Origin of the sequence: Methylocystis sp. (assembly GCF_050251305.1) — a bacterium.
In the GTDB taxonomy this organism is placed as follows: domain Bacteria; phylum Pseudomonadota; class Alphaproteobacteria; order Rhizobiales; family Beijerinckiaceae; genus Methylocystis.
This window is the reverse complement of the sequence record NZ_JBFWNB010000032.1, coordinates 12,720-37,457: the sequence shown is the minus strand read 5'-3', so window position 1 is coordinate 37,457 and position 24,738 is coordinate 12,720. Positions and strand designations below refer to the sequence as shown.

The 24,738-nt window shown below is 65.0% G+C and carries 27 protein-coding genes; 9 read left to right on the top strand and 18 right to left on the bottom strand.

Annotation, left to right across the window (positions count from 1 at the left end):
- Positions 1-986: hypothetical protein (locus AB7F41_RS11615; RefSeq protein ID WP_428406587.1), on the top strand; the 986-nt coding region annotated here is incomplete at its 5' end.
- A gap of 39 nt (positions 987-1,025) precedes the next feature.
- Here AB7F41_RS11615 and AB7F41_RS11610 read toward each other — a convergent pair.
- The 3 genes from AB7F41_RS11610 to hemN form a co-directional block, all read right to left on the bottom strand.
- Positions 1,026-2,126, bottom strand: coding sequence for an ATP-dependent DNA helicase (locus tag AB7F41_RS11610; RefSeq protein ID WP_428385890.1), 1,101 nt, complete (start codon positions 2,124-2,126; stop codon positions 1,026-1,028).
- Between the two features lie 72 nt (positions 2,127-2,198).
- Entirely contained in the window at positions 2,199-2,588 is a 390-nt protein-coding gene (locus AB7F41_RS11605; protein ID WP_428385892.1) for a hypothetical protein, read from the bottom strand.
- Between the two features lie 24 nt (positions 2,589-2,612).
- On the bottom strand, positions 2,613-3,959 hold the full coding sequence (gene hemN / locus AB7F41_RS11600) for an oxygen-independent coproporphyrinogen III oxidase (RefSeq protein WP_428385894.1): 1,347 nt from the start codon (positions 3,957-3,959) through the stop codon (positions 2,613-2,615).
- Between the two features lie 167 nt (positions 3,960-4,126).
- On the opposite strand from hemN, the gene AB7F41_RS11595 reads away from it, so the two are divergent.
- Complete coding sequence (locus AB7F41_RS11595; protein WP_428385896.1) at positions 4,127-4,522, top strand: AprI/Inh family metalloprotease inhibitor; 396 nt, start codon at positions 4,127-4,129, stop codon at positions 4,520-4,522.
- Between the two features lie 124 nt (positions 4,523-4,646).
- On the opposite strand, the gene AB7F41_RS11590 is transcribed toward AB7F41_RS11595, so the two are convergent.
- Positions 4,647-4,949: a hypothetical protein gene (locus tag AB7F41_RS11590; RefSeq protein WP_428406586.1), complete on the bottom strand. Its 303-nt coding sequence runs from the start codon at positions 4,947-4,949 to the stop codon at positions 4,647-4,649.
- 543 nt (positions 4,950-5,492) lie between these two features.
- Here AB7F41_RS11590 and AB7F41_RS11585 point away from each other — a divergent pair.
- Positions 5,493-5,981, top strand: coding sequence for an integration host factor subunit alpha (locus tag AB7F41_RS11585; RefSeq protein ID WP_428384277.1), 489 nt, complete (start codon positions 5,493-5,495; stop codon positions 5,979-5,981).
- Between the two features lie 88 nt (positions 5,982-6,069).
- On the opposite strand, the gene AB7F41_RS11580 is transcribed toward AB7F41_RS11585, so the two are convergent.
- Positions 6,070-7,596, bottom strand: a complete 1,527-nt coding sequence (locus tag AB7F41_RS11580) for a class I adenylate-forming enzyme family protein (protein ID WP_428384279.1) — start codon at positions 7,594-7,596, stop codon at positions 6,070-6,072.
- Between the two features lie 265 nt (positions 7,597-7,861).
- Between AB7F41_RS11580 and AB7F41_RS11575 the strand changes: the two genes are divergently transcribed.
- Positions 7,862-8,455: a hypothetical protein gene (locus tag AB7F41_RS11575; protein ID WP_428384281.1), complete on the top strand. Its 594-nt coding sequence runs from the start codon at positions 7,862-7,864 to the stop codon at positions 8,453-8,455.
- 122 nt (positions 8,456-8,577) lie between these two features.
- Here the strand turns inward: AB7F41_RS11575 and AB7F41_RS11570 are convergent, their stop codons facing one another.
- Positions 8,578-8,799, bottom strand: a complete 222-nt coding sequence (locus AB7F41_RS11570) for a hypothetical protein (protein ID WP_428384282.1) — start codon at positions 8,797-8,799, stop codon at positions 8,578-8,580.
- A gap of 888 nt (positions 8,800-9,687) precedes the next feature.
- On the opposite strand from AB7F41_RS11570, the gene AB7F41_RS11565 reads away from it, so the two are divergent.
- Together AB7F41_RS11565 and AB7F41_RS11560 are read left to right on the top strand one after the other, a co-directional pair.
- Positions 9,688-10,983, top strand: coding sequence for an SDR family oxidoreductase (locus tag AB7F41_RS11565; RefSeq protein ID WP_428384283.1), 1,296 nt, complete (start codon positions 9,688-9,690; stop codon positions 10,981-10,983).
- Complete coding sequence (locus AB7F41_RS11560; protein ID WP_428384285.1) at positions 10,980-11,450, top strand: DUF2269 family protein; 471 nt, start codon at positions 10,980-10,982, stop codon at positions 11,448-11,450. The genes AB7F41_RS11565 and AB7F41_RS11560 overlap by 4 nt, the downstream gene beginning before the upstream one ends.
- 34 nt (positions 11,451-11,484) lie before the next feature.
- On the opposite strand, the gene AB7F41_RS11555 is transcribed toward AB7F41_RS11560, so the two are convergent.
- Entirely contained in the window at positions 11,485-11,670 is a 186-nt protein-coding gene (locus AB7F41_RS11555) for a hypothetical protein (RefSeq protein WP_428384287.1), read from the bottom strand.
- 107 nt (positions 11,671-11,777) lie between these two features.
- Between AB7F41_RS11555 and AB7F41_RS11550 the strand changes: the two genes are divergently transcribed.
- On the top strand, positions 11,778-12,953 hold the full coding sequence (locus AB7F41_RS11550; RefSeq protein WP_428384289.1) for an amidase: 1,176 nt from the start codon (positions 11,778-11,780) through the stop codon (positions 12,951-12,953).
- Between the two features lie 23 nt (positions 12,954-12,976).
- Here the strand turns inward: AB7F41_RS11550 and AB7F41_RS11545 are convergent, their stop codons facing one another.
- The 6 genes from AB7F41_RS11545 to AB7F41_RS11520 all read right to left on the bottom strand — a co-directional run bounded on the left by AB7F41_RS11545 (position 12,977) and on the right by AB7F41_RS11520 (position 18,683).
- Complete coding sequence (locus AB7F41_RS11545; protein WP_428384353.1) at positions 12,977-13,426, bottom strand: arsenate reductase ArsC; 450 nt, start codon at positions 13,424-13,426, stop codon at positions 12,977-12,979.
- A gap of 6 nt (positions 13,427-13,432) precedes the next feature.
- Positions 13,433-14,857 (bottom strand): hypothetical protein, encoded by a 1,425-nt coding sequence (locus tag AB7F41_RS11540; RefSeq protein ID WP_428384291.1) that lies wholly within the window; start codon positions 14,855-14,857, stop codon positions 13,433-13,435.
- A gap of 72 nt (positions 14,858-14,929) precedes the next feature.
- Positions 14,930-15,409 carry a UPF0262 family protein gene (locus tag AB7F41_RS11535; protein ID WP_428384293.1) on the bottom strand — a complete coding sequence of 160 codons (480 nt, stop codon included), beginning with the start codon at positions 15,407-15,409 and terminating at the stop codon, positions 14,930-14,932.
- A 4-nt stretch (positions 15,410-15,413) separates the two neighbouring features.
- Positions 15,414-16,715 carry a histidinol dehydrogenase gene (hisD, locus tag AB7F41_RS11530; protein WP_428384295.1) on the bottom strand — a complete coding sequence of 434 codons (1,302 nt, stop codon included), beginning with the start codon at positions 16,713-16,715 and terminating at the stop codon, positions 15,414-15,416.
- Positions 16,716-16,742: 27 nt separating this feature from the next.
- Positions 16,743-17,231 carry a DUF2948 family protein gene (locus tag AB7F41_RS11525; protein ID WP_428384297.1) on the bottom strand — a complete coding sequence of 163 codons (489 nt, stop codon included), beginning with the start codon at positions 17,229-17,231 and terminating at the stop codon, positions 16,743-16,745.
- Positions 17,232-17,387: 156 nt separating this feature from the next.
- Positions 17,388-18,683, bottom strand: a complete 1,296-nt coding sequence (locus AB7F41_RS11520; protein ID WP_428384299.1) for an adenylosuccinate synthase — start codon at positions 18,681-18,683, stop codon at positions 17,388-17,390.
- Between the two features lie 264 nt (positions 18,684-18,947).
- Between AB7F41_RS11520 and AB7F41_RS11515 the strand changes: the two genes are divergently transcribed.
- Positions 18,948-19,634 (top strand): SH3 domain-containing protein, encoded by a 687-nt coding sequence (locus AB7F41_RS11515; RefSeq protein WP_428384301.1) that lies wholly within the window; start codon positions 18,948-18,950, stop codon positions 19,632-19,634.
- A gap of 3 nt (positions 19,635-19,637) precedes the next feature.
- On the opposite strand, the gene rlmH is transcribed toward AB7F41_RS11515, so the two are convergent.
- From rlmH to AB7F41_RS11495, 4 genes are all read right to left on the bottom strand, one after another.
- Entirely contained in the window at positions 19,638-20,117 is a 480-nt protein-coding gene (rlmH, locus tag AB7F41_RS11510) for a 23S rRNA (pseudouridine(1915)-N(3))-methyltransferase RlmH (RefSeq protein WP_428384303.1), read from the bottom strand.
- Positions 20,118-20,180: 63 nt separating this feature from the next.
- The gene (gene rsfS, locus AB7F41_RS11505; RefSeq protein ID WP_428384305.1) at positions 20,181-20,609 is read right to left on the bottom strand and encodes a ribosome silencing factor; all 429 of its coding nucleotides are present in this window, start codon (positions 20,607-20,609) and stop codon (positions 20,181-20,183) included.
- Positions 20,610-21,033: 424 nt separating this feature from the next.
- Positions 21,034-22,005 (bottom strand): quinone oxidoreductase family protein, encoded by a 972-nt coding sequence (locus AB7F41_RS11500; protein WP_428384307.1) that lies wholly within the window; start codon positions 22,003-22,005, stop codon positions 21,034-21,036.
- Positions 21,998-22,645: a CDP-alcohol phosphatidyltransferase family protein gene (locus tag AB7F41_RS11495; RefSeq protein WP_428384309.1), complete on the bottom strand. Its 648-nt coding sequence runs from the start codon at positions 22,643-22,645 to the stop codon at positions 21,998-22,000. Before AB7F41_RS11495 ends, AB7F41_RS11500 begins: the two co-directional genes overlap by 8 nt.
- Before the next feature lie 186 nt (positions 22,646-22,831).
- On the opposite strand from AB7F41_RS11495, the gene AB7F41_RS11490 reads away from it, so the two are divergent.
- A complete protein-coding gene (locus AB7F41_RS11490; protein WP_428384311.1) occupies positions 22,832-24,109 on the top strand; it encodes an FAD-dependent monooxygenase in 1,278 nt (425 codons plus the stop codon).
- 68 nt (positions 24,110-24,177) lie between these two features.
- On the opposite strand, the gene AB7F41_RS11485 is transcribed toward AB7F41_RS11490, so the two are convergent.
- Positions 24,178-24,684 (bottom strand): Hsp20/alpha crystallin family protein, encoded by a 507-nt coding sequence (locus AB7F41_RS11485; protein WP_428384313.1) that lies wholly within the window; start codon positions 24,682-24,684, stop codon positions 24,178-24,180.
- Positions 24,685-24,738: the final 54 nt, after the last annotated feature.

Here is a 24,738-nt window from a genome sequence, read left to right as displayed (position 1 = left end):
CCGCGATCGAGAATGACGAAGCCGAACTCGCTGCGCGCGAGGCGCTGGCGCCCGCCACGCCCGCGCAACCGATGCACGCCGCCGACTCCGACGCGCGGGCGCCGACCGAAGGCGAAGACGCCGACTGGCGCGGCCAGTCCTCCGCTATGGCGGGCGAAGACGCCGCCCCGTTGCGCGAACCGCAGCGGCCGCCGGCGCCGCTGCCGCCCGCGCCGATCCCGCAGCGCTCGAAACGTCTGATCCTCGCGATCGCTGGCGTCGTGATCGCGCTTGTCACCATCGTGGGAACGCTGGCATGGCAGCTGCGTGAGCGGCCCGAGGATTTGGCGAAGCTCAAACCGGAACAGTCTGCCTCCGACGGAGCTGAAAGCGGCAAGATCAACGATCGAGTCGGCGGCGAAACGGAAAAGGCGAAAGCGCCTGCGCCCCGTAGCCCAGCCGTGCCGGTGGCGCAGAAGGCGGAGCTGTGGGTCGGATCGCTGACCGAACCGACCAAGGTCGAAACAATCTACAATGGCTCCGCCGTCTGGCGTCTGGAGAATGTCGGCGGACCCGGCGAGCCCGTGGGTTCGGCCATTCGCGGCGATATCGACATTCCCGACGCGAAACTGAAATTGACTCTGCTGTTTCGCAAAAACACCGACGCAACGCTGTCCGCGTCGCACACGATCAACGTGTCGTTCACGGTGGGGCCGGGCAGCCCGATCGGCGGCGTCAAGGCGATTGGCCCGATTCAGATGCGCCGCTCGGACGCGCAGTCGGGAGAGAAGGTCGCCGGCATTCCGGTGCCGATCACCGACAATAATTTTCTCATCGGCCTGATGCGCGGCGATCACGAAGCGCGCAACATTCTTCTGTTGCGGTCGCTCGCCGCCTTGGACCTGCCGATGCAGCTCAACGACGGTCGCGCGGCGACGATCAATATGGAAAAAGGCCCGTCGGGCGAACGCGTCTTCGCCGACGCGATCGACGCCTGGGGAAAATAATCGCCGCGTCCGCCTGCGGGTCGCGACGACAGACCGGCGTCACATGACGAGCGTCAGCTTTTTCGCCGCGCGCGTCACGCCTGTGTAAAGCCAGCGCGCCCGATGTTCGCGGAAGGCGGAAGATTCATCGAACAACGTCACGTCGTCCCACTGCGAACCCTGGGCCTTGTGCACCGTCAGCGCATAGCCGAAATCGAACTCGTCGGAATCCTTGCGGAGCGCATAGGGAACATCGCTTTCGGCGCCGAACAGCTGCGGGATGACCGCGACGCGCTGAAACTTGGCGCCTTCGCCCTCCTCCGGCGTCACCAGCATCCTGACCTTTCCGCGGCGCAGGGCGCCGGCGCTCTTCACCGAGAACAGCGCGCCGTTCAGAAGCCCCTTCTTGCGATTGTTGCGCAAGCAGACGAGCTTCTCGCCCGAATTCGGCAACTCCCCGGTGAAGCCGCGCAGCTGGCGCAAGCGCGCGTTATAGGCGCGCCGCGTCTTGTTTAAGCCGACAAGCACCTGATCGGCGCCGGTGACGAGCGCGGGATCGAGCGACTCGCGGCCGACGACGCGCGTGTCGCCGAAGACGCCGTAGTCGACGCCGTCGCCCGCCCTGATCGCCATCGACAGTCGGATAATCGGATTGTCCGCCGCCTGCCGATGCACCTCTTTGAGCATCACGTCGGGTTCGGCTTCAGTGAAGAATCCGCCGCCCTTCACTGGCGGCAATTGCGCCGGATCGCCGAGCACAAGCACCTTCTTGCCGAAGGAGAGAAGATCGCGGCCGAGTTCCTCGTCGACCATCGAACATTCGTCGATGACGATAAGCTTCGCATGCGCCGCATCGCTGTCGTCGTTGAGGACGAAGGACGGCTCCTCGGTCTCGGTCTCGGTCTCGGTCGGACGATAGATCAGGCTGTGGATCGTGCGCGCGTCCTTGCAGCCCTTGGAGCGCATGACGAGCGCCGCCTTGCCGGTGAACGCCGCGAAGGCCACATCGCCGTCGACATGTTCGGCGAGGTGGCGCGCCAATGTCGACTTGCCGGTTCCCGCATAACCGAACAGGCGAAAAACCTGGCGCGCGCCCGGCGTTTCAAGCCAGCGCGCAACTCCGGTCAGCGCTTGATCCTGTTCGGGCGTCCAGACGGGCATCGGCCAAGGTTCGAATCGAGGCGTCACGATGACGGAGACGCCGCCAGCGAACAAGCGCCAATATTGGCCGCGTCAGGCGCTGAAGCCAGCGATCAGCAGCGCGCCGCCGAGCGCGAAGGAGACAAGCGCGAATGCCGGATAGCGCTTTTCGTAGCCCATGCCGGAGAAGATCTCGCGCACCTTCTGCGGCGGCAGGAACAGCGTCAGCATGCCGCTGATCAGAATAATCCAGCCCACCAGCGAGACGAGCGCCGCCATGCCGTCGCTCCAGACGTCATGGCCGATCACGATCGCGAGGCCGATCGCCAACCGTATCATGCCGATGAAGGCGATCGCGACGGGATTGCGCGAAATGCTCTCGATCATCTCCAGCGCCACGTCGCGGCGCACGAGCATCCAGGCGGACATGATCAGCGCATAGGCGCCGATCAGTTTTGCGAGAAAAAGCGTAAGCGGCGTCATGAACGCCTCCTTGCCGAATCGCCTTCACACCGCCGAGGAGTGGCGGGCCGGCGCAGCCTGCAGGTAAGCGTCGAAGGCGGCGGCGACAAGGCGAACGAAGGGCTTTCCGCGCTCCGTGACGGCGACGCGCCGACGCCACAGCTCGATGACGCCGTCGGCGGCGAGCGCATCGAGCGACGCCTGCGCCGAGTCGAACGCCTGCTCCGCATAGCCGTGGCGCGCCGCCACGGCGCCGAAATCGACGTCGAAATCGCACATCAGCCGCTCGATGAGCTCGGCGCGGGCGATATCCTCGCGGGTGAAGGCGAGACCGCGCGTCGTGGCAAAGCGCGCCGACTCGATCGCGCGTCGCCAGCCTGCAAGGTCAGCGGCGTTGCCCACATAGCCCTGCGGCAGACGTCCGATCGATGACACGCCGAACGGCAGCAGCGCATCGGCGGCGTCGGTCGTGTACCCCTGAAAATTGCGGCGCATGCGCTTTTCGCGCGCGGCGACCGCGAGCGGATCGTCGGGACGCGCAAAATGATCGAGCCCGATGGCGACGAAACCCGCATTTTCGAGGGTCTCGCGCATGGTCGCCGCCTGTGCGAGGCGCTCGCCGGCGCCGGGCAATGCGGCCGCGTCGATCAGTTTCTGATTTGACTTGAACCAGGGCACATGCGCATAGCCGAAAACCGCAAGCCTCTGCGGTTGGAGCGACGCCGCGAGCGAAGCGGTCCGCGCGGCGTCTTCGACGCTCTGTTTCGGCAGACCATACATAAGGTCCAGATTGATCGCCGTCACGCCGCCGTCGCGCAGCAGTTGCACGGCGCGCGCCACCGTCTCATAGGGTTGTATCCGCCCCGACGCCTCCTGCACATGCGCGTTCAGGTCCTGCACGCCGAGCGACGCGCGCGTAACGCCGGCGGCGCCGAGCGCCTCGACGAGATCGGCCTCGAGAAGGCGCGGATCGAGCTCGATCGCGTGCTCTGTTCCAGAGGAAAGATCGAAATGATCGCGCAGGACTGAAACGACCGCCGCAAAGCGCGAAGCGCCGATAATTCCGGGGGTGCCGCCGCCCCAGTGGATGCTCGTGACGCGCCGCGCGCGCGTCGCCCGCGAGGTGAGAGCGATTTCGCTCTTGAGCGTCTCCACATAGGCCTCGAGCGGCGCGTCCTGACGCACGGCCTTGGTGTGACAGCCGCAATAGGCGCAAATCTCGGCGCAAAACGGGACGTGGAGGTAGAGCGAGAGCGACGCCTCCGGAGCGAGGCTCGCCAGCCACGACTGCGTCTCGCCGCAGCCGATCGACTTGGAGAAATGCGGCGCGGTGGGGTAGCTCGTGTAGCGGGGCGCGGATCGTTCGGCCAAGGCCAGGGACGCTGGGTCCATGCTACTGACTCCCTCGCCGCCGAGCTGCGCCGCCTAAAATTGATAGCTCGACGCGGCTTGGCGCGCAAAAGGCGCGCCTGCCGCACTTTGACGCGGGTGGGATCGAATCGGCTTGGCCGCAGGTCGGGAAGAAGGCAAAGTGGGGCAATGTCATGAGGGTGGAGGCAATGGGGCAAAGAGCGATACTTTCTTGGCGACGGCCGCGTTGGATCTGGCTCGTTCTCGTCGCCGCTGCGAGCGTCTCCGCGTCGCTGGCGCATGCCGCGAGTTCGGCGGAGGCCGCAGGTCGCTACTCGATTCTCCGCGAAGGCGACAAGGACACGGGCTGCATGCTGACTCTCGAGACGCGCGCTCGCAGCCGCGCCGGCCTGAAGGCGCAGCTCGCGCCCGCCTGCCGCGACAATGGCGTCGTCATCTTCGATCCGATCGGCTGGAGCGTCGATCGCGGACGTCTCGTGCTCACCGCGCGCAAGGGGCACAAGGCGCATTTTGACAAGGACGCGGATGGCGTCTGGCGACGCGACGCCAAGGAAGGCAAGGCGCTCGGCCTCCGTCCGATTTAGGCCGGGGCCTCCAAAGGCGACTGTCAGAGAAAAAGGCCTCCCGGATTGCTCCGGGAGGCCTTTGCCCGTCGCCGCGCGAGAGGGGCGGGGATTCCGGCGACGGACAGCGCGGCGCGATCGTCGGTTAATCGCAAACTCGAACCTGGCGATAGTCGACAACCTCGCCCCGCTGACCAAAAACCGGCTCTCTTAGAAACCGGCATTCGCCATATCCGTAATAGGCGTCGGCGTGATCCGCCCAGGACCCGCCGTTGGGCGCGAACCAAGCCTCTGCGCCGTCGTCATACGGATCATAGCCGTGACCGAAGCTCTCGCTCCGGTAAAAGGGCGCGTCGCGCCCCGGACCGTCATATTCCCCATCCCACGCTAGGGCCGGAGATGCAGCGAGCGCAGCCAGAAATGCGAGGACGTAAGGCTGACGCGGCATGGTTGGCTCTGGTCCTCTGAGGCGCCGTCGGGATTGGCGCCCGATACGCGCAATTTGGCGAAGGTCGTCTGAACCGGACATGGCCGCGCCATTCATCGGTCAGTCAGCTTTGCCGTGACGGCGCGGCGCTCAGGGCCTGCGCGCGCGACAACCGTGCGTTTCATTTTCGCACAGGCCTGTGCGCCGCCTTCCCGCGACGCTCCAAAATGACACATATCGAAGGCTGCTCGCCACGCACCCATCTGACCAATTGCCCGCGAGATCCCTGTGAATCCTGAATCCGCAACGGTTCGGCACAAGAGCCGTCGCCTAGCACGCTACCTGCAGATAAGTGTGATATTGCGCCGGGTTGCGTCAAATTGGAACGTGCGGCGACCGTAGTCGATGCCTCAGATGCGCATTGCGACGAAAGTCTTTCGGCAGTGTGACCTGCCGCACAACTGAGCAATCAGGTTCTGACGCAACGTCGGCGCAATCCCACGGCCAGCAAGCGACAAGCCAAGGCTACGCTTTGCGGCCCAAAAACTGGGGATTAGAGCGCTAATGTCGATCGCCAATCCAAAAGTGATGCCGAAGAGTTTCGCCACACGCGCCGATGTTCGCGCCCATGGCGGCGAAGTGAAACACGACACGCCCGTAGACGAAGAGGGGCCGCGCGGCACGCTCACGCGCGAGGATATCGCGCTCGCCATCCATCGTCGGCTCGAGGGCATTTCCCGCCGAGAAGCCAAACGCCTCACGGATCTGGTGATCGAGGAGATGGTCGAGACGCTCGCGTCCGGTGAATCGCTCAAGCTGCATGACTTCGGTTCGTTCCTGGTGCGCACCAAGCGCGAGCGCGCCGGCAGAAATCCGCGCACCGGCGCGCCGGTGCCGATCGACGCCCGGCGGGTCATCACCTTCAAGGCGTCGCCCAACATGAAGGCGGCCATCAACGGGAAGGCTCCGCTGACCAAGACCAAAAAACGCGCTCGAGGCCGGCTTGCCCGCCCGAACGGAGGCGCCGAACTCCTGAGAGCGTCGGCCCAGTAAAATCACGGACGTCCGCGCTCCTCCCTGTGAGCGGACATGGGGCCCGATCGTTCGCCGTTCGCCCCGGCGAACCTTCGGGCCCTATTATTTACGGCAGCGCCGCGCGGTTGAGTTTGCCGTTGGCGTTCCGCGGAAGCGCGTCGAGGAAGACGACCGCGCGCGGACATTTGTAGGCGGCGAGATGCGCGTGACAATAGTCGAGGATCGCCGCCTCGTCCTGCGCCGCGCCGTCGCCCGTCACCACATAGGCCTTGATGATCGTCGCCGTCGCGTCGCGCCCCGGCCGCTCCGCCGCCGCCGCGTCGACGACGCCGGCAATCTCGAGCAGCCGCTTCTCGACTTCCGCCGGCGAAACGCGGTAGCCGCCGGCGTTCATGACCTCATCGGCCCGGCCGTGGCGCCACATGTAGCCGTCCGCGTCGAACTCGACGAGATCGCCGGAAACGAACCATTCGCCGCGATAAGCCTCGCGCTCCTCCTCCGGACGATTCCAGTAGCCAAGCATCATGCCCGCATCGTCGCGGCGCACGGCGAGCAGGCCGGTTTCGCCGGGCGGCAGCGGCGTCGTCTCGCCGCCGTCCTGCGGCAGCGCCGCGACCGCCCGCCCCGGCTGCGGCCTCCCGGGCGAGTCCGGGCGCACCGGCGTCGTCGGTCCGCTCGAGACGAACGTCGAAATCTCGCTCATGCCGAAGGCTTCGTAGATCTCCGTCCCCGTCCGCGCGCGCCATTCGGCGAGCAGGCTCGAGGGCAGCGCCGCGCCGGCGGACAGCGCGTGGCGCAGGCTCGCGAGATTGGCGGTCTCCGGCGCGCCATATTTCAGGATCTGCCGAAATACGCCCGGCACCGCGGCGAAGATCGTCGCGCGATAGGTTTCGATGAGGCGCGGCCATGCGGCGGGATCCGGATGCCCGTTGTAGAGCACCGCGCTCGCCCCCGCCGACAGCGGATCGACGACGCCGACGCCGAGCGTATAGGTCCAGTTGATCGCGCCCGCATGCAGCATCACGTCGCTGGGGCCGAGTCCCGTCCAATGCGCGCGCATCGGCCTGCGGCCCCAGGCGGCGCGATGGGCGTGCAATACGCCTTTCGGCCTGCTCGTCGTGCCGGAAGTGTAAACGAGATAGGCTGGATCGTCGGCCGCGGTGTCGGCATAGTCGTCGAGCGGCGCGCTCTCGGCGAGCCGCGACAGATCGGCGCCGCGCAGGACGTGGAAGCCGCCGCGATGCGGCTCGTCTTCGAAGGCGGTGCCCAGCGCCAGCGCCGACGCCGCGCAGTCGCGCGCCAGGAATTCGGCCTCCTCGAAGGTCAGCTGCGAAGATGCGAGCAGCGCCACATAGCCGGCGGCGATCGACGCGAAATAAGCGAGCGCCGCATTCGCCTCATTGCCCATCCGGATCATCACCCGCGCGCCCTTCGGCAAGCCGAGACCGCGCAGGCCGGCGGCGAGCCGCCGCACCTTGAGATCGAGTTCGCCATGGCTCCATCGCTGGGCTCCGGCGTCGCCGACAATCGTGAGCGCCGCCGAATCCGGCCGCAGCCGCGCATTTTCAGCAAGGCAGTATCGGGCGAGATTGAATCGCGGCGGAATGGGCTCGAGAACGGCGCTATGCGTCATGCGGCGTCTTCTCGCATCGCGCGCGCGTGTTGGGCAAGTCGGTCTCGAGCGCGCGACGGCCGGCGTGTCAATTTCGGCGCGCCATCGGAGCATCATGGAGCGCGACCCCGCTTAACTTGGTAGGGTATGGGTTCGGCCGGCCGGGGCACGCCTGAATGCGCGCCCGCGGCGCGCCCTGATCGAGGCGTTCCTGGCGGCAAGGTCCACGCAGCGATGGGGCGGCGGTTGAACGTAGAGCGGCAGTTGTCAACGACGAGTGAGTGACATGCTTATGATCAGGCTCCTGTTCATCCTCTTGGCGGCGATCAGCTTGACCGCGCGCGCCGACGCGCAGGCTGTGCGTCGGGATTCCGCCAAGGCTTTCCAGAAAGTCCGGGAATGCGCGGCCCAGATGGGCCCCAACGTCATCACCTTCAGCTTCTATCAACCGACGCAGTCGAGAAGCCAGTTCTGCGAGGACATTCCCGAAACGGGCCCGACGACGATCGTCATCGACACGATGCAGGACGAATTGCGCGACATGATGGTTGAGATCCGCATCGTCGAGGCGGATCCGAATGGCGACGAAGCGGCTGCGCCGACGGTGGCCCATCTTCCGCCCGCGCGATTCCAGACGGGGGTCATTCAGCTCCAGCACGACTTCAAGAAAGAAGGCGACTATGTCGCTCTGGTGCGGGCCCGCAGCGAAGACGGACGCAAAGAATACAACGCCCGTTTCGCCTTCTCTGTCGGCGAAGAGTTCTTACGGTCATGGGCCGCTGTGGGCGTCGCCACAGCTGTCGCGCTCGCCCTGGGCGCGGGCTGGTATATGCACGCCTTCCGCAAGCGAGGGGAAAAAACAAAATTGCGGAAGGCCTGACAGGCGAGCCGGTCGATGCGCCCGCCGGCCGGCCGCTTCTCGGTCGGCAAGATCGGTCTGCAAGATCGATCGGCAAGCGCCGCGGCGCGCGTTTATCGCCGCGCGCCGCGCTCATCCGATCGTCAAAGCGCCGGTTTGCGGATATTCGCCTGAGCGGAAGCGGACAGTTCTTTGCACTCGGCGGCGATGACGACGTTCGCGCCATAGCGGGTCGTAATCGGCGTCTTTTCGGCGAGCGCCATCTCCTTCGTCACCTTGCACGCGTCCATATTCGTGGCGTCGATCGTTTCCGTCTCGATGACGTGACCGCCCATCAGGTAAGCGATGACCAAAACGGTTTTCACATCAATCTCCTCGTCAATTGCTGCGCTTTTCCTGGCTGCGTCGGGACAGAGACGCCTCCTTCATCAACAGGCGGCCTCTCTTCAAGCCGGCGCGCACGATTGCCAGCTAAGCAACGATTTCCTTGTGCCCTAATATGCAGGCGATACCGCGATGCGGTATTGCCGCTCTGTTTCTGGGTGTCCTCGCCTCAGAAATGAACATTCATCGCCGCTAATGGCGCTATGTGCTGCAGAGCAACAGCGCGCCGGCCGGCGGCAAGGGCGCCGCGGCTCCAGCTTCCGCTGATGAAGCGGACGGAGCGCTGCCGGAGCCGCCGGCCGGAAGCGATCGGCGACGTCGCGCGGTCCATGACGCGAAGAGCGTCGCGGCGAGACGCGTCATGAAACATTGTGAGCGCCTGTCCCGGCGCCGGCTCGGACGACGAAGCGCCTACGCGAAAGACGCGCATCGCGCATTGTCGCTGCGTCCGAACGCCCTACGTAGCCTGCCGCTCTGTAATGTGACGTGCGAGGCGCACATGCCTCAACAACATGATTTTGGCCGACTGGCCGAGACGCTGCTGATCGTCTTTCTGCTGGCGACGGTGAACGCCGGACTATTCAGCATCATCTACCGAATGCTGCGCTAAAGACGACGTTCGGTTTTGTTGCGGCTTGCTTGGGCGATCAAACTGTCTTCTCGCCGACGCTCTGACGCAGCGACATGGAGCGCGACCACGGCCGCATTCGTTTGCGCGTCGGCTTATGTCGCAAGCGCCATCGTCAAAACGTTGCAGTTCGCGATTGCGCCTTATACAGAAGAGCTCTGACGCGGCTTGCGCGCCGATCACAGGCGCTGCGTTCCGCGCGCCGTAAGATCGCGAGCGCCATGACAGCCCGGACGCGCCGATGAAAATTCTTCTGCTTGGCGCGACCGGCCTCATCGGATCGAGCATTCTCGCGAAACTTCTCTCGACCGGTCATTCGGTGATCGCCGTTTCGCGCGGACGCGCGAGCGTTCGGCGGCAATTTCCGCAAGCGCAATGGGCGCCTCTCGATTTGCGAACGATCGACGCCGCGGAGCAATGGACGCAGCATCTTGAAGGCGTCGACGCGGTCATCAATTGCGCGGGCGTGCTCGGCCAAAGCGGTTCCGATTCGACCGACGCGGCGCATGTGAGGGGTCCTTCGACGCTCTACGCCGCTTGCGAACAGGCCGGCGTCAAACGCGTCATTCACTTTTCCGCCGTCGGCGTCGACCGGCAAACGCCGAGCGAGTTTTCGCGAAGCAAGGCCGAGGGAGACGCGGCGCTGAAGGCGATGGCACTCGACTGGGTCATTCTTCGCCCATCCGTCGTGGTCGGGCGTCGCGCCTACGGCGGAAGCGCGCTGTTTCGCGGATTGGCGGCGATGCCGATCCTCCCGCGCTTCAAGAACGCCGGCGAACTCCAGATCGTGCAGCTCGACGACGTCGTCGCGACGGCGCTCTTCTTTCTTTCGACTTCGGCCCCTGCGCGCGTTGAACTGGAGCTTGTTGGACCGGACCGTCTGACCTTCAATGAAGCGGTCGCGACCTATCGCCGGTGGCTCGGCTGGCGTCCCGCCCGGCTCGTGAACGTATCGGACCGGCTGATCGATGTGATGTATCGGCTCGGCGATTTCGTCGCCTGGCTCGGCTGGCGGACGCCGGTCCGCGAGATCGCAAAAAAGGAAATGGCGCACGGCGGCGTCGGCGATCCGACGGCGTGGACGAGCCTGACGGGCATAAGGCCGCAGTCGCTCGACGCGGCGCTCACGGCCGAGCCCGCGGACGTGCGCGAGAAATGGTTCGCCCGCATCTACGCGCTCAAACCGCTCATTTTCGCCGTGACCGCGCTGTTATGGATTTCGACCGCATTGGTCTCGTTCGGGCCGGGTTGGAAGATCGGCCTCGATCTCCTGTATGAAGGCGGCATGTCGGGTCCGATCGCGCCGCTGACCGTCATCGCGGGGGCGTCAACCGATCTGATCATCGGCGTCGCCATCGCCTTTCGCCGCACGTCGAAAGTTGCGCTTGTCGCGGCGCTCATCGTATCCGTGGTTTACCTCATCGTCGGCACGATCCTTATGCCGCGACTCTGGATGGAGCCGCTGGGGCCGATGTTGAAGATCTGGCCGGCGATGGCGCTGAACCTCGTTGCTCTGGCGATTGTCGAGGACCGTTGACCTATCTCATCCTCAAATACATTCACATCGTCGGGGCCACGGTTTTGCTGGGCACCGGCGCCGGAATCGCCTTCTTCATGGTGATGGCGCATATGACGCGTTCTGCGCCGGTGATCGCCGGGGTCGCGCGCATCGTCGTGATCGCCGACTTCATCTTCACCACCTCGGCCGTCGTGGTGCAGCCCATCACGGGCGTCGCTCTCACCTGGCTGGCGGGCTTATCGCTGACCGAAGGGTGGGTCGCGCTCTCGATCGCGCTCTATCTCTTTACCGGCGCGTTCTGGCTGCCCGTCGTCTGGATGCAGATGCGCATGCGCGACATCGCTCAAGCCGCGGCGGCGGCGAACGAACCGCTGCCGCAGAGCTACCACAGATTTTTCTGGTGGTGGTTCGCGTTCGGCTTTCCCGCATTCGCCGCGGTCATGACGATCATCTGGCTGATGATCGCCAAGCCGCAGATTTTTTGACCGCGGGCAGGTTCGCCGAAGCGGCGACTGTCGCCTATCGGGTGTACCAGACGTAGATGATGGAAAAGGCCAAAGCCAACGCAAAGCCGATCATGGCGTTGCGCAGAAATCCCCCGCCGAATTCATCCATATTGCGCCTCCAACGGTCGCGCGCCGCAGCCGGCAATTTGACGTAAGCCTGCGGCGCGCGCAACAGAGAGCGTTGTTCGGCTGCGCGCATATTTCGTCTCGCCACATTCTTCAGTATAGTCGTCGTCCTGGGGCGCTATTCCATAAGATCCCGCCGCGCCTGCTCTCGCCAGATTCGCCTTAAGGAAGGATGCCGCGATGAAAGTTGGTCTCGGCGCGCTCTCCGTCGTTCTGAACCAGAGCGCGGAAACGCCAGGGCCTCTGTCCGGCGCGACCTTCGTCGTCAAAGAGAACATCGACGTCGCGGGGCACGTTTCGACCAATGGCCATCCGAAATGGGCCGCGACGCATCCGCCCGCCCAGAGCAATGCGCCTGTCGTCGACCGCCTGCTCGACGCCAGCGCGCGGCTCGTCGGCAAAACCAATATGGACGAGATGGCCTATAGCCTGCTCGGCGCCAATCCGCATTACGGCACGCCGATCAATCCTGCCGCGCAAGATCGTCATCCCGGCGGCTCGTCTTCAGGCTCGGCGGTCGCGGTCGCGGCCGGACAGGTCAATTTCGCCATCGGCACCGACACCGCCGGCTCCTGCCGGGCGCCGGCCGCCTTTTGCGGTGTCCTTGGCTTTCGCGCGTCGCATGGCGCAGCGCCGATGGACGGCGTCATTCCGCTTGCGCCTTCGTTCGACGCCATCGGCTGGTTCGCCCGCGACATCGACGTCATGGCGACCATCGGCGAGGCGTTGTTGCCGCCGGACGCGAAGAACGCCGAGGTCGGTGAAGCGGTGCTGCTCACAGACGCCTTCTCGGGCGTCGAAATGGATTTCGCGTCGGCGGCGGCGGAGCCGATCGACGCCCTCAAGGCCTTCGGCGCCTGGCGCGAAGCGACGCTCGGCGAGGATTTCTTCAAAACCGCGCTCGGGCACTTCCGCAATATGCAGGCCTTCGAGGCCTGGGCCGCGCACGGCGCGTGGATCGCCGCCAACAGCCCGACCTTCGGCAAGGGCGTCGAGCAGCGTTTCGCCTATGCGGCCAAAGTCACGCTCGACCAAAAGAACGCCGCTGAAGCTTTCCGCGCGGAGGCGCGCAAGAAAATCGACGCGATCCTCGACAAGCGAGGCTTCATCGTGTCGCCAACGACGCCATTTCGCGCGCCGCTCCTCACCGAAAGCGAAGAGACGCTCGACGCCAAACGCTACCAGATGATGCGGCTGTTTCTGATTGCGAGCTTTTTCGACCTGCCGCAGATCAGCCTGCCGCTGCCGACGAACGACGTGCCGGTTGCGCTCTCCTTCATCGGCCGACACGGATCAGATCGCGCATTGATCGCCTTTGCGCAACGTTTTTGCCCGCAGATGAAGAAATCGGGCTGAACGCCGAGCCCCCCTGCCCGAACTCATCCGGTCGGTTGCTGACGGGGACCCAACAGATCCTTGATCCGCCCGGTCAAACGCTCGCGCACGTCGCGATAGGCGTCGAGAATGGCCTCGCGTGAGCCCTGGGCGGCGGTGGCGTCGGGCATTGGCCAATACACGACGTCGACGGCCATGGTTCGCGTAAACTCCAGCGCCTTGTGATGCGCCTCGGGCGACAGCGTCACGATCAGATCGAAGTTCGAATCTTCGAGATCCTCGAACGTGTGCGGCTTGTGGCCTGAAATATCGACGCCGATTTCGTCCATCGCGGCTATAGCGAAAGGGTCCAGCGCGCCGCGCTTCAGCCCCGCGGACGCAAAATAGATTTCGCGTCCGAAATAGTGACGCGCGATCGCCTCCGCCATTGGCGATCGGACGGCGTTCAGCGTGCAGGCGAAAAGAATCGACTGAGGTCGCGCCACGTCGCTAATGCGGTTTCATCGCCGGCTCAGCGCCGACTGACGGTCTGCTTCGATGAACGCCGCAAGCTCCCTTGTCTGATCGGTGAAGAGTTGTAGCGCCTTCACGTCGAGCGGTTCGCTCAGGCGCTGCATCAGCAGTAGATCGCGGCCATCGGAGAAGGCCGGCGCCAATCCGCAAAAGAAGAATCCCAGACTGTGCGCGCTCTCGACCAGCAGCGACAGACCCGGATCGTCGACATGCGCGGAGAGCTGCACGGCGTGCGCGCCGAGCGCATCGACGTCGCTGACCGCTTGCGCCAGTTCGACGGCGGCGTTCGAGCCAATCGCCTCGAAGCGAATCCTGCCATAACTTCCGTTGTTGACCGTGATGCTGGTCGTCGATCGCGTCTCTGTCGGCGTCCCGCTCTCGCGCAGGGAGAAGCTGACGCCGAGGCTGTCGTAGGTGGCCGCAATGACGTCGCGATATTCGCGCGGCGCAGCGATCTCGCATGTGCGCGCGGATTGCAGGAACCGGAACGTCAGCAGAAAGCTCTGCCGCTGTCCGGCCGTCGGCACAGGCAGATCTTTAGAATGCAAGCTCTCGGGCGCGGCGCCGAGCAGGATGGCGCATGTCGGCATGCCGGCGCGTTCATCGTTACGCTGCGAGAAGGTGTGTGTCGTCACGGGCTCGGCGTAAATCCCGACGAGTCCGAGCCTGACGGCCTCCTCGGTCAGGCGCTCGGTCATGCGCTCCAGGAGATGGCGTCCGCGGTAGGTCGGCAGCACGACGGCCTCGCCGCGTTCGGCGATCGTCGCGCCGCGCTCTCGTTCAAGCGCGACATGGCCGATCACCTCGCCGCGCGCGTCGCGGCTCACCACCGGGATCAGCTCTCCATTCTCGACTTTCCGCCAGTAGCGCTGCGGCGAGAAGACTTCCCGATGCACGTAATTGCGCCCGTAGACGGCGAGGAAACAGCGCGCGATCGCCGCCGAATCGTCTTGCTGAGGCGCGTCGATATCCACTGTTTCCGTAGGCGCCGCGGCGTCCGCGACAGTCTCCTCCGGTCCAAGCGCTTCGCGAGCAGGCTCCAGACTGCGATGCAGCGTGATCTCCCAGCCGTCGACGCCGCGCTCCCGGTAGGACAATCCGGCGTCCCGACGCACATGCGCGGCGAGCGACGGGAGGATGGCGGAAAATCGGGAATGCCCGTTCAGGAGAATTTGCGCGCGCGCTTCGCCTCTCGATGACGACAGAAGAACGGTCGCGCGGTCCGCATTGGCGCGCGGCAGACAGAGCAGCCGCCAGATTTGCTCGGCGTCGGCGGCGATCAGGCTCGCGACCATCGGCGGAACGCCTTCGACCAGCGACGCTTCGCGCACGAAGGCGCGGAGAAGCTCGCCGCCTTCCGCCGCCAACGAAAGCCGCAATTCGGCGATGTGATTCGAATGACCTTTGCCCATGCGGATGAGTCCATCATGTCGATACGGCGTCGCTTGCGCGGCGGCGAGTCTTCGGCCGGGAGAGCGTTGCGCTCAGCCTTTCCAGTGCAGCGCCGTGATCAGCGTGAACAAGCGGCGCGCGGTGTCCTGATCCGTTTCGATCTTTCCTTTCAGCCGTTCCAGGAGAAGCTGCGCGCCTTCGTTGTGCAGACCGCGTCGGCCCATGTCGATCGCCTCGATCCGGCTCGGCGTCGCATGGCGGATCGCCGCGTAATAGCTTTCGCAGACCATGAAGTAATCTTTGAGAATGCGTCTGAAAGGCGTCAGCGAGAGAATGTGTGTGACGACCGAGGCGCCGTCGGCGTCGCAAACCTTGAAGACGAGCTTCGCGTCGACGAGCGAAATCGACAGCGCATAAGGCCCGCCGTCGTGGCCGAGCAGCGCGAAACTGTTCTCCTCCAAGAGATCATAGATCGCGATCGCGCGTTCATGTTCCTGATCGGCGGAGCCGCGGCCGATCGAATTTTCGTCGAGCGTTACCGAGATCAGCCGCTTCGACTCGGTTGACTCCACGCCCTCACGCCCCGAGCTGATTGAGGCGGATCGACACGGAGCGCGCATGGGCCTGCAAGCCTTCGGCGTCGCCGAGCGTGACGGCGGCGGCGCCAATGGCGCGCAGCGAGTCCGCGTCGCATTTCAGGATCGACGTGCGCTTGACGAAATCGAGCACGCTCAGGCCCGACGAAAAGCGCGCCGAACGCGCCGTCGGCAGCACGTGGTTCGAGCCGCCGACATAATCGCCGACCGCCTCGGGCGTATAGGCGCCGATGAAGATCGCGCCGGCGTTCGAGACGCGCGCGGCGAGATCCTCGGCGTCCTCGCTGATGATTTCGAGATGTTCCGCGGCGATGCGGTCGGCCAGCGGAATGGCGTCCGACAACGATTTCACGACGATCGTCGCGCCGTAGTCGCGCCAGGACGCGCCGGCGATCTCCTTGCGCGAAAGCGTCGCGAGATGCCGTTCGACGGCGGCGACGACCGCATCGGCGAGCGCGGCGTCGTCGGTGATCAGGATCGATTGAGCGGATTCATCATGCTCGGCCTGCGCGAGCAGATCGGCGGCGATCCAGTCGGGATTGGCGCTGGCGTCGGCGAGCACCAAAACTTCGGACGGTCCGGCGATCATGTCGATGCCGACCTGGCCGAACACGCGGCGCTTCGCCGCCGCCACCCAGGCGTTGCCCGGGCCGACAATCTTGGCGACAGGCGCAATCGTCTTCGTGCCATAGGCCAGCGCCGCCACGGCCTGAGCGCCGCCGACGCGGTAGATCTCGTCGATGCCCGAGCGTTTCGCGGCGGCGAGCACCAGCGGCTCCACATGGCCGCCGGGCGTCGGAACCACCATGACGATGCGCTTCACGCCAGCGACCTTCGCCGGCACGACATTCATAAGAACGGAAGACGGATAGGCGGCCGTGCCGCCCGGCACATAGAGGCCAACCGAGTCGAGCGGCGACCAGCGCCAGCCGAGTTCGACGCCCGCGGCGTCGCGAAAACGCAGATCCTGCGGCTTCTGACGCTCGTGGAAGGCGGTGATGCGCTCGAGCGCGAGATCGAGCGCCGCAAGCTGTTCGGCCGAACATTTGGCTTCTGCGGCGGCGACCTCCTCGCGCGCGACCGCGATGCCGGTTGCCTCGAGATCGATGCGGTCGAAACGCTTGGAATAGTCGATGAGCGCCGCATCGCCGCGGGCGACGACATCCTCGATAATGCCGCGGACGGTGGCGTCGACGTCCTGGGACGCCTCCCGCTTCATCGCCAGCAACGAGGTGAAACGCTGTTCAAAATCGGGCGCCGCAGCGTCCAAACGCAGGGTCATGATTTTCTCCAGCCGGAAGTGCGGCTGTCATGGCCCTGTGGACGCGTTCTCGTCAAGTTCGCCGTTGAAATCATGGATCGGCCGGGCGGCGACCTTCCAGCGCGGCCCCATGTCGCAGAGCTGCGCCTCAACGCATTCGACGTCGAGCGCGATCGACGCGCCGCCCGAGAAATAGAGCCGGATGACGCCAGACGGCGGCTCGGCGTCGGGCTCAAAAGTCACGGCCAGGAGTTCGAGGATGACGTCCGGCTGCTCGCGGGAGATTTTTTGGCAGCGCACGCGCTGGACGCCCTCGAAATGGAGCCCGCAGCGGCAGCGCTCCAAGCGCCCGTCAAGCTCGGCGGCCCAGTCGAAACGGGACCCCATCAGGGCGAAGCGGCGCTTGTCGGGCACAAAGGCGATGTCTCCGACGCGCACCAGAGCATCCTGCAGATGCGCCGAGAGGAGCGAAAGATCTTCGCTGTCGAGCGCGTGCAGACGCAGGGCTGACTCACAAGGCCGGCTGGGTGGCTCCATATCCTCTCCTCCTTCGCCCGATATGGCGAAGCGCGCCAAGCGCCGCAAGGCCGTAATTTTCCGCGAAGGGAAAGCCGCAGCCCGATCAGGACATCGCGCTGCGGCGCGCCATCCCCTCGATATGGAGAAGCGAGCCGCGACGCGGTTCGGGATGGGTCAATCCTGAAACGGATTGTGCACGAGGATCGTGTCGTCGCGTTCGGGGCTCGTCGACAGCAGAGCGACCGGCGCCGCGATGAGCTCCTCGATGCGGCGGACATATTTGATCGCCTGCGCCGGCAGATCCGCCCAGGAGCGCGCGCCGCTCGTCGACTCGTTCCAGCCGGGAAAACTCTCATAGACCGGCTGCGCCCGCGACTGCGCCGCCTGCGAGGCCGGCAGGCGCTCGATCCGCTGCCCGTCGAGCGTGTAATGCGTGCAGATTCTGATCTCGTCGAAACCGTCGAGAATGTCGAGCTTCGTCAGCGCGACGCCATTGATCCCGGATGTTTTCACCGCCTGGCGCGTCAATACGGCGTCGAACCAGCCGCAACGGCGACGCCGACCGGTATTGGTGCCGAATTCGCGGCCGCGATCGCCGATCAGCGCGCCGATCTCGTCGTGAAGCTCGGTCGGGAACGGGCCGCCGCCAACCCGCGTCGTGTAGGCCTTGGCGATGCCGAGCACATAGCCGATGGCGCCGGGGCCGAGCCCCGAACCGCTCGCCGCCGACGCGGCCACGGTGTTGGACGAGGTGACGTAAGGATAGGTGCCGTGGTCGACGTCGAGCAGCACGCCCTGCGCGCCCTCGAACAGGATCCGCTTGCCGGCGCGGCGATTGTCCTCGAGCAGCTCCCAAACGGCGTCCATGAACGGCAGAATGCGCGGCGCGACGGACAGCAGCTCCTCGCGCAAAGCTGCCGCGTTGACCGCCGGCAGTCCCAGCCCGCGCCGCAGCGGATCGTGATGCGCAAGCGCGCGCGCGATCTTTTCGTCGAGCAGATCGGGCTCGGCGAGGTCCATGAGGCGGATCGAGCGCCGCCCGACCTTGTCCTCATAGGCGGGGCCGATCCCGCGCTTGGTGGTGCCGATCTTCACGCCATTGCCGGCCATCTCCTCACGGTGCGAGTCGAGCTCACGATGCAGCGAGAGAATGAGCGGCGCGTTCTCCGCAATCTTGAGGTTTGTCGGCGAGATCTCGACGCCCTGCTCCCGCAGCCGGTCGATTTCCCCGACCAGAAAATGCGGGTCGACGACGACGCCATTGCCGATGACCGAAAGCTTGCCGGGCCGCACGATGCCGGACGGCAACAGCGCGAGCTTGTAGGTCACGCCGTCGATGACGAGCGTATGCCCGGCGTTATGGCCGCCCTGGAAGCGCACGACGACATCAGCCTCGAGCGACAGCCAGTCGACGATTTTGCCCTTGCCTTCGTCGCCCCACTGGGCGCCGACCACCGCCACATTCGCCATGGCCGTATCTCGATCTCCAACAGAAAAAGCCCCGCGCAGTAACGCCGGGGCTCGTTACCGCCGGGGTTTAGCGCATGGCGTCGCGAGGGTAAAGGCCCGGGCGAGGAAGCGGGATCTTCGACAAGGCGGGCGATACGGTTCGGGCGGCCACGCGCGTAGGCGTCGGGGTTCTCCCCACCGGCTCGCGCCACAATATCTTTCGAGTGGATGTCGCCGCCGCGCGGCGGCGACGACAGCGCCGTCCGACGCTCCAGGAGGAACCGCATGTTCAGTCGAGGTCTCGCCATCATCGCGACGCTTGCTGCGTTGACGCTTCCGACGCTCGCCGCCGCGCGCGAGAACGCGCGCGTGGAGCGCGTCGCCTTCACAGACGGCCGCGCAATGCTGAAGGGCCGACTCAAGGGCTATGAGTATGTCGACTATGTCTTTCCCGTCGGCGCTGGAGAATCCATGCGGCTGAGCCTCAAGACGAACAGGCTCAGCAATTATTTCAACGTGATTGCGCCAGGCGCGGACGCGGCGATGTTCATCGGCTCGACGTCCGGAAAGGATTTCTCGGGAACGGCGCCTGTCGCCGGCGACTATACGGCGCGTGTCTATCTGATGCGCAGCGCGGCGCGGCGCGGGACCGTCGCGAACTACAGGCTCGCCATCGACTTAGGACAGAAAAGCGCGACGGACGCCAGGGGTCCCGACTTTGCCGACGGACTTACCGGCGGCCCGGACTACTGGGAAGTTTTCGGTCTCGCCGCCGGCGACAGCCTCAGTCTGCGCGATGGCCCTTCCCCCCGCGCGAAGCGCGTCGGCGGGCTCGCCCGCGGCGCGATTCTCAAGAATCACGGCTGCAGGAACGATCGCGGCGAACGCTGGTGTCAGGTCGAAGACCCGTCCGCCAACAGGCGCGGGTGGGCGAAGGGACGATACCTGCGCGAGTCGGCCGGGCCGAAATAACGATCAGGCCCGGTGATACGGATGGCCAGACAAAATCGTCATCGCCCGATAGATCTGCTCGGCGGCGAGAATGCGCGCCAACTGGTGCGGCAGCGTCATCGCGCCGAACGAGAAAATGGCGGCGGCCCGTGCGCGCACCCTCTCGTCGAGGCCCTCTGAGCCGCCGATCGCAAACCAGAGCGCCTTGCAGCCGCGGTCGCGTTCCGTGGCGATGAATTGCGCGAATTCCGGGCTCGTGGCCGCCCTGCCCCGTTCGTCGAACGCCGCAAGCCGGGGATCGGCCGTCAGCGCCGCGAGCAGTTCCGTCCCCTCGCGCGACGACCGCTCGGCCGGCGCGGCGGCCTTGCTCTCCTCGATTTCCTTGAGTTCGAGTCCTTCGAGGCCGAGCCGCCGAAAGGCGCCGATGCGCTCGGCGTAGCGCGCGTACAGCTCTCGCTCCGGGCCGGCCTTCAGGCGGCCGACGCAGATCAGTCCGATTTTCATCCGGCGCCAGGCGAAACGAGAGGACTCACGAGCAATTCCGGAGGAACGCCCGGTCGACCTTCGTCAGACCAGGCGAATCTCCACCGGACGGTCGCCGCCCCACATCTTTTCGAGATTGTAGAACTGGCGCACCTCGGGACGAAAGATATGGACGATGACGTCGCCGGCGTCGATCAGCACCCAGTCGCACTGGGAGAGGCCTTCGACGCGCGGCGCAACGACGCCTGCGGCCTTCAGGGCCTTGATGACCTTGTCGGCGATGGCGCCGACATGCACGGTCGATCGTCCCGTCGCGATGATCATGTCATCGGCGAGAGCCGTCTTTCCGCGCAGATCGATGGAGACGATGTCCTCGGCCTTGGTTTCGTCCAGGCTAGCGAGAACCTTTTGCACGATTAAGCCGGCCAACGACGCTCCTGCGCCAATTTCCGGCCGGAGCGGACCAGGTCCCGCCCCCGGAAGAACACCTGTCGACAGCGTTGCAACCCTCATGCTTCGCGGCCCGAAAGCCCGCAAGAGAGCCGGCCGCACCCCAAGGATGGGGCTGTTCCCGAAAAATTGCAATAGAAACGGCGGTGTTGCAGAGCGAAGGAAAGAAAAAAACCCGGCTCGGGCGCCGGGTTTTGTAAGGCGGTTCGGGCTAATCGAGAGGCGGGAGGAACCTCAAAGCCGGAACATGCTCAGCATAATCGATTTGCGCCGAAAACGTAGACCGAAATTGTCGACCCTTCGCTTCGATGCAGCGAAAAGCGGGGAAAACCCGCCGAATCGCGCCATCAAAGGCGTCCTCGCGGTGCAAAATCCCGCTTCGTAAACAATGCCTTGTAGAACAGCCGATCAGGGCAGTGCTGAAATTGCAACACATGTCAAGTTTGTCGCCGAAACGCGGTTTCCGCCTTGTCGCATCATGGCGAAATCATGGAATGAGGACCATGGAGCCGCTGGTGACGCGTGATTCGAGCGCGGCGTGGACTTTGGCCGCGTCGGCGAGCGGAAAGCGCACAGGGTCGGCCAGCTTCACGTAGCCCCGCTTCGCGGCGCGAACCAGATCGTCCATCATCTCCTCATAATCGCGTCGCCCGGCGATATGGGTGAAAAGCGAGGGGCGCGTGGCGTAGAGCGAGCCCTTCAGCGCCAACAGGCCGATGTCGAACGCCGCGATCGGACCGGAGGCCGAGCCGAAACTGACGAACATGCCGAACGGCTTCAAACAGTCGAGCGACGCGGGGAAGGTCGCGCGGCCCACGCCGTCATAGACCACGTCGCACAGCTTGCCTTTCGTGAAGTCGCGCACGCGCTCGACGAAGTTCTCCTCGCGATAGAGGATCGTGTGCCGCGTCCCCGCCTCCTCGGCGATCTTCGCCTTTTCCGGAGAGCCGACCGTGGCAATGACCTTGGCGCCGAGCGCGCTCGCCCATTGGCAGAGGATTTGCCCGACGCCGCCGGCGCCGGCGTGGACGAGGACGCGATCGCCTTTCTTCACCTTGAAGGTCCTGCGCAGCAGATATTGCGCGGTCAGCCCCTTCAGCATCATCACCGCGCCCTGTTCATAGCTGAAGGATTTCGGCAGATGGATCAGAGAGTCGGCGGCGATGTTGCGCGCTTCGGAATAGCCGCCGAGCGCGCCGACATAGGCGACCCGGTCGCCAACCTTGAAATTCTTTACATTCTTGCCGACGGCGATCACTTCGCCGGCGCCCTCATGTCCGGGAATGAACGGATATTCGGCCGGGTAGGCTCCGGTGCGGCGGTAGATGTCGATGAAATTGACGCCAATGGCGCCATGGCGGATCTGCACTTCGTGGTCCGCCGGCGACGGCAGATCGACATCCTCCAAGACAAGCGCTTCCGGTCCGCCAGGCTGATGCACGCGAATCGCCTTAACCATCGACCTCTCCCTCCGCAATTGCGCCGCCCTCGCGAAAGAACGGCAAAGCAAGAAAATAGCACCCTGTCGCGACCAGAGCCGCCTTCACGCCGAAAACGGCCGTCGCGAGATCCTGGGCGACCGCCATGATCGCCGACGCGCCCCAAATCATCGTTACAACGATTGTCACAGCGCGCAGACGCTTCACGCGCAGCGGATGGACGAAGACGATCGGGGCGAACATCAACGCCGCCGCCGCAACAACAACCGCAAGCGTTACGAGCGCAGGCGGCCGCAACACAAGAAGATAGAAGACGACGACGTTCCAAAGCGCGGGAAATCCGCGAAACCAGTAATCGGCGGTCTTCATCCGCCGATCGGCGAAATAGAGCGCCGAACAGGCGCAGACTCCAGCGCAGACGGCGACGGCGACGGCAGGCTCCATAACGCCGGAACGCCACAGCGCCACGAGCGGCGTGACCACATAGTTGAGGAAGTCGACGACGAGGTCGAGGGCGACGCCGTCGATGAAAGGCGCGGTTTCGACGACCCTGAAACGCCGGGCCAGCGCGCCGTCAACGGCGTCGATGACCAGAGCCACGCCGAGCCAGGCGAACATTGCGGCAAAATGGCCATCCGCCGCGAAGAACAGTGCGATCATTCCGAACGCCGCGCCGCTCGCCGTGAAAAGATGGACCGAAAGGCCAATGAGGCGTGAGGACGTCACGGGGCCGGGATGGCTAGAGAAGCGGGACGCGAGACTACACCGCCCGTCGCGCCAAACCAAAGTCTCCCGCTCGCGCTTCACCGAGTCTCCCGCTATAACAAGCTGAGGAGATGACGCGAGATGGAACCGGCGCAAAACAATATTCGATCTGAAATTCTCATCGCCGGCGCCGGCTCGACCGGGATGGCGGCGGCGCTGGCCTTTGCGCGCGCGGGGTTCAAGACGCGGCTCGTCGGAAGAATTCCGCCGCCGCTGCCGGGACGCACCGTCGCGCTGTTTGAAGCATCCGTGAGGTTTCTGGACGCGCTTGGCGCGCTCGAGCGCGTCAGGGCGCGCGGCTGCGCCGTCGAAGCGATCCGCATGATCGACGACACCGATCAGTTTCTGCCGGTGCCGGAGCTGAGCCTGCGCGCCCGCGAAATCGGCCTGCCCGCGCTCGGCGTCAATGTTTCGAACGACGACCTCGTCGCCATCCTGCTGGATTTCTGCCGCGACCGGCCCGAGATCGAGATCGTCGACGCCGACATCGCGGATTATGAATTCAACAGCGACGGCGCCGTCGCCATTCTCGCCGACGGACGACGCTTCGAGGCGGAGTTCATCGTCGCCGCCGATGGGCGCAACAGTCGCGCCCGCGCGGCGGCCGGCATCGACGTGAAGGAATGGACCTATCCGCAGATCGCGCTCACCATGGCGCTGCGTCACGAGTTTCCGCACGAAAATATCTCGACGGAATATCACACGCGCTCGGGCCCCTTTACGCTGGTGCCGCTGCCCGCGCGGGACGATTCGCCAAATCGCTCCAGCCTCGTCTGGCTGATGAGCGTCGCCGAAGCGCGACGCCGCCTCGCCAAGCCGCGCGAGGAACTCGAATATGAAATCGAGGACTACGCCAAATCGGAACTTGGCGCGATGCGCATCGAAGGCGACATCGGGCAGTTCCGGATGGGCGGCATGCAGGTGTCGAAACATGCGACGGGGCGCCTCGCGCTCGTCGGCGAGACATGCCACATCTTTCCGCCGATCGGCGCGCAAGGGCTGAATCTCAGTCTGCGCGACGTGGCTGATCTCGAGGATTGCCTGGCCAGCGTCGATCTCAAGAACCCGCGCGAATTATCACGCGCGCTCGCACGCTACGATCGTCACCGGCGCGCCGACATCGGCTTCAGGACGCATGGCGTCGACCTGCTCAACCGCTCGCTGATCATTCCCTATCTGCCGGTGGATTTGCTGCGCGGCGCAGGCTTCATCGCCATGGCGGCGCTCGGTCCGCTGCGGCGCGCCGTGATCCGCGAAGGCGTGCTGCCGCATCTGGTGCTGCCCCGGCTGATGCAGCGGCCGGCGCACAAGCCGGAGATCGCGGGCGCGCCGCAACGGCGCGCCGGCTGGCGATCTTAGGCGGCCTCAGTCCGCGTCGAGAACGCGGCGCTGCTTGGACGTTACTTGGGCGCTACTTGGCTTGGGCGCTACTTGGCGGCGATCTCGATTTTTTTCTCTTCCTTCTTCGACTCGGGCGTTTTGGGCAGCTTGATTCTCAACACGCCCTTTTCAAAGTCCGCCGTGATCTTGTCCTGATCGACGCCTTCCGGTACCCGAAACGCGCGCCGGAAGGAGCCGTAGCGGCGCTCGGAACAATAATAGCCCTCTTTCTTTTCTTCCTTTTCTTCGGTCTTCTCGCCCGAGATCGACAAGACGCCGTTTGCAAGCTTCACATCGACGCTTGTCTCGTCGAGCCCCGGCAGTTCGGCGGTGATCTCATACGCGCCGTTCTTCTCGACGAAATCGACGGGAGGGTTTCCCTGTTGCGCCATCATCCGCTCGAACGGCTGGAAGTCGGCGAGGCTCCGGCGCGACGGGAACTCGTCGAACATGCGGTCGAACTGGCGCCGGAAGGATTCGAAAGGCGGCCAATCGAAACCGGCGGGCGTTTGCGTTGATTCTCTCGACGCTGGCGGCTTGCTGCGTTCGGCCATGCTGATCTCCCTCGTGAACGGACGATCGCCAGGCAACTGCAATTCAGCAACGAT

What these genes read in the sequence shown, in the direction of transcription:
- AB7F41_RS11610 (WP_428385890.1), bottom strand. Translation starts at nt 2,126, where the DNA reads ATGCCCGTCTGGACGCCCGAACAGGATCAAGCGCTGACCGGAGTTGCG.
- AB7F41_RS11605 (WP_428385892.1), bottom strand. Translation starts at nt 2,588, where the DNA reads ATGACGCCGCTTACGCTTTTTCTCGCAAAACTGATCGGCGCCTATGCG.
- hemN (WP_428385894.1), bottom strand. Translation starts at nt 3,959, where the DNA reads ATGGACCCAGCGTCCCTGGCCTTGGCCGAACGATCCGCGCCCCGCTAC.
- AB7F41_RS11595 (WP_428385896.1), top strand. Translation starts at nt 4,127, where the DNA reads ATGGGGCAAAGAGCGATACTTTCTTGGCGACGGCCGCGTTGGATCTGG.
- AB7F41_RS11590 (WP_428406586.1), bottom strand. Translation starts at nt 4,949, where the DNA reads ATGCCGCGTCAGCCTTACGTCCTCGCATTTCTGGCTGCGCTCGCTGCA.
- AB7F41_RS11585 (WP_428384277.1), top strand. Translation starts at nt 5,493, where the DNA reads ATGTCGATCGCCAATCCAAAAGTGATGCCGAAGAGTTTCGCCACACGC.
- AB7F41_RS11580 (WP_428384279.1), bottom strand. Translation starts at nt 7,596, where the DNA reads ATGACGCATAGCGCCGTTCTCGAGCCCATTCCGCCGCGATTCAATCTC.
- AB7F41_RS11575 (WP_428384281.1), top strand. Translation starts at nt 7,862, where the DNA reads ATGCTTATGATCAGGCTCCTGTTCATCCTCTTGGCGGCGATCAGCTTG.
- AB7F41_RS11565 (WP_428384283.1), top strand. Translation starts at nt 9,688, where the DNA reads ATGAAAATTCTTCTGCTTGGCGCGACCGGCCTCATCGGATCGAGCATT.
- AB7F41_RS11555 (WP_428384287.1), bottom strand. Translation starts at nt 11,670, where the DNA reads ATGCGCGCAGCCGAACAACGCTCTCTGTTGCGCGCGCCGCAGGCTTAC.
- AB7F41_RS11550 (WP_428384289.1), top strand. Translation starts at nt 11,778, where the DNA reads ATGAAAGTTGGTCTCGGCGCGCTCTCCGTCGTTCTGAACCAGAGCGCG.
- AB7F41_RS11540 (WP_428384291.1), bottom strand. Translation starts at nt 14,857, where the DNA reads ATGGGCAAAGGTCATTCGAATCACATCGCCGAATTGCGGCTTTCGTTG.
- hisD (WP_428384295.1), bottom strand. Translation starts at nt 16,715, where the DNA reads ATGACCCTGCGTTTGGACGCTGCGGCGCCCGATTTTGAACAGCGTTTC.
- AB7F41_RS11525 (WP_428384297.1), bottom strand. Translation starts at nt 17,231, where the DNA reads ATGGAGCCACCCAGCCGGCCTTGTGAGTCAGCCCTGCGTCTGCACGCG.
- AB7F41_RS11520 (WP_428384299.1), bottom strand. Translation starts at nt 18,683, where the DNA reads ATGGCGAATGTGGCGGTGGTCGGCGCCCAGTGGGGCGACGAAGGCAAG.
- AB7F41_RS11515 (WP_428384301.1), top strand. Translation starts at nt 18,948, where the DNA reads ATGTTCAGTCGAGGTCTCGCCATCATCGCGACGCTTGCTGCGTTGACG.
- rlmH (WP_428384303.1), bottom strand. Translation starts at nt 20,117, where the DNA reads ATGAAAATCGGACTGATCTGCGTCGGCCGCCTGAAGGCCGGCCCGGAG.
- rsfS (WP_428384305.1), bottom strand. Translation starts at nt 20,609, where the DNA reads ATGAGGGTTGCAACGCTGTCGACAGGTGTTCTTCCGGGGGCGGGACCT.
- AB7F41_RS11500 (WP_428384307.1), bottom strand. Translation starts at nt 22,005, where the DNA reads ATGGTTAAGGCGATTCGCGTGCATCAGCCTGGCGGACCGGAAGCGCTT.
- AB7F41_RS11495 (WP_428384309.1), bottom strand. Translation starts at nt 22,645, where the DNA reads ATGATCGCACTGTTCTTCGCGGCGGATGGCCATTTTGCCGCAATGTTC.
- AB7F41_RS11490 (WP_428384311.1), top strand. Translation starts at nt 22,832, where the DNA reads ATGGAACCGGCGCAAAACAATATTCGATCTGAAATTCTCATCGCCGGC.
- AB7F41_RS11485 (WP_428384313.1), bottom strand. Translation starts at nt 24,684, where the DNA reads ATGGCCGAACGCAGCAAGCCGCCAGCGTCGAGAGAATCAACGCAAACG.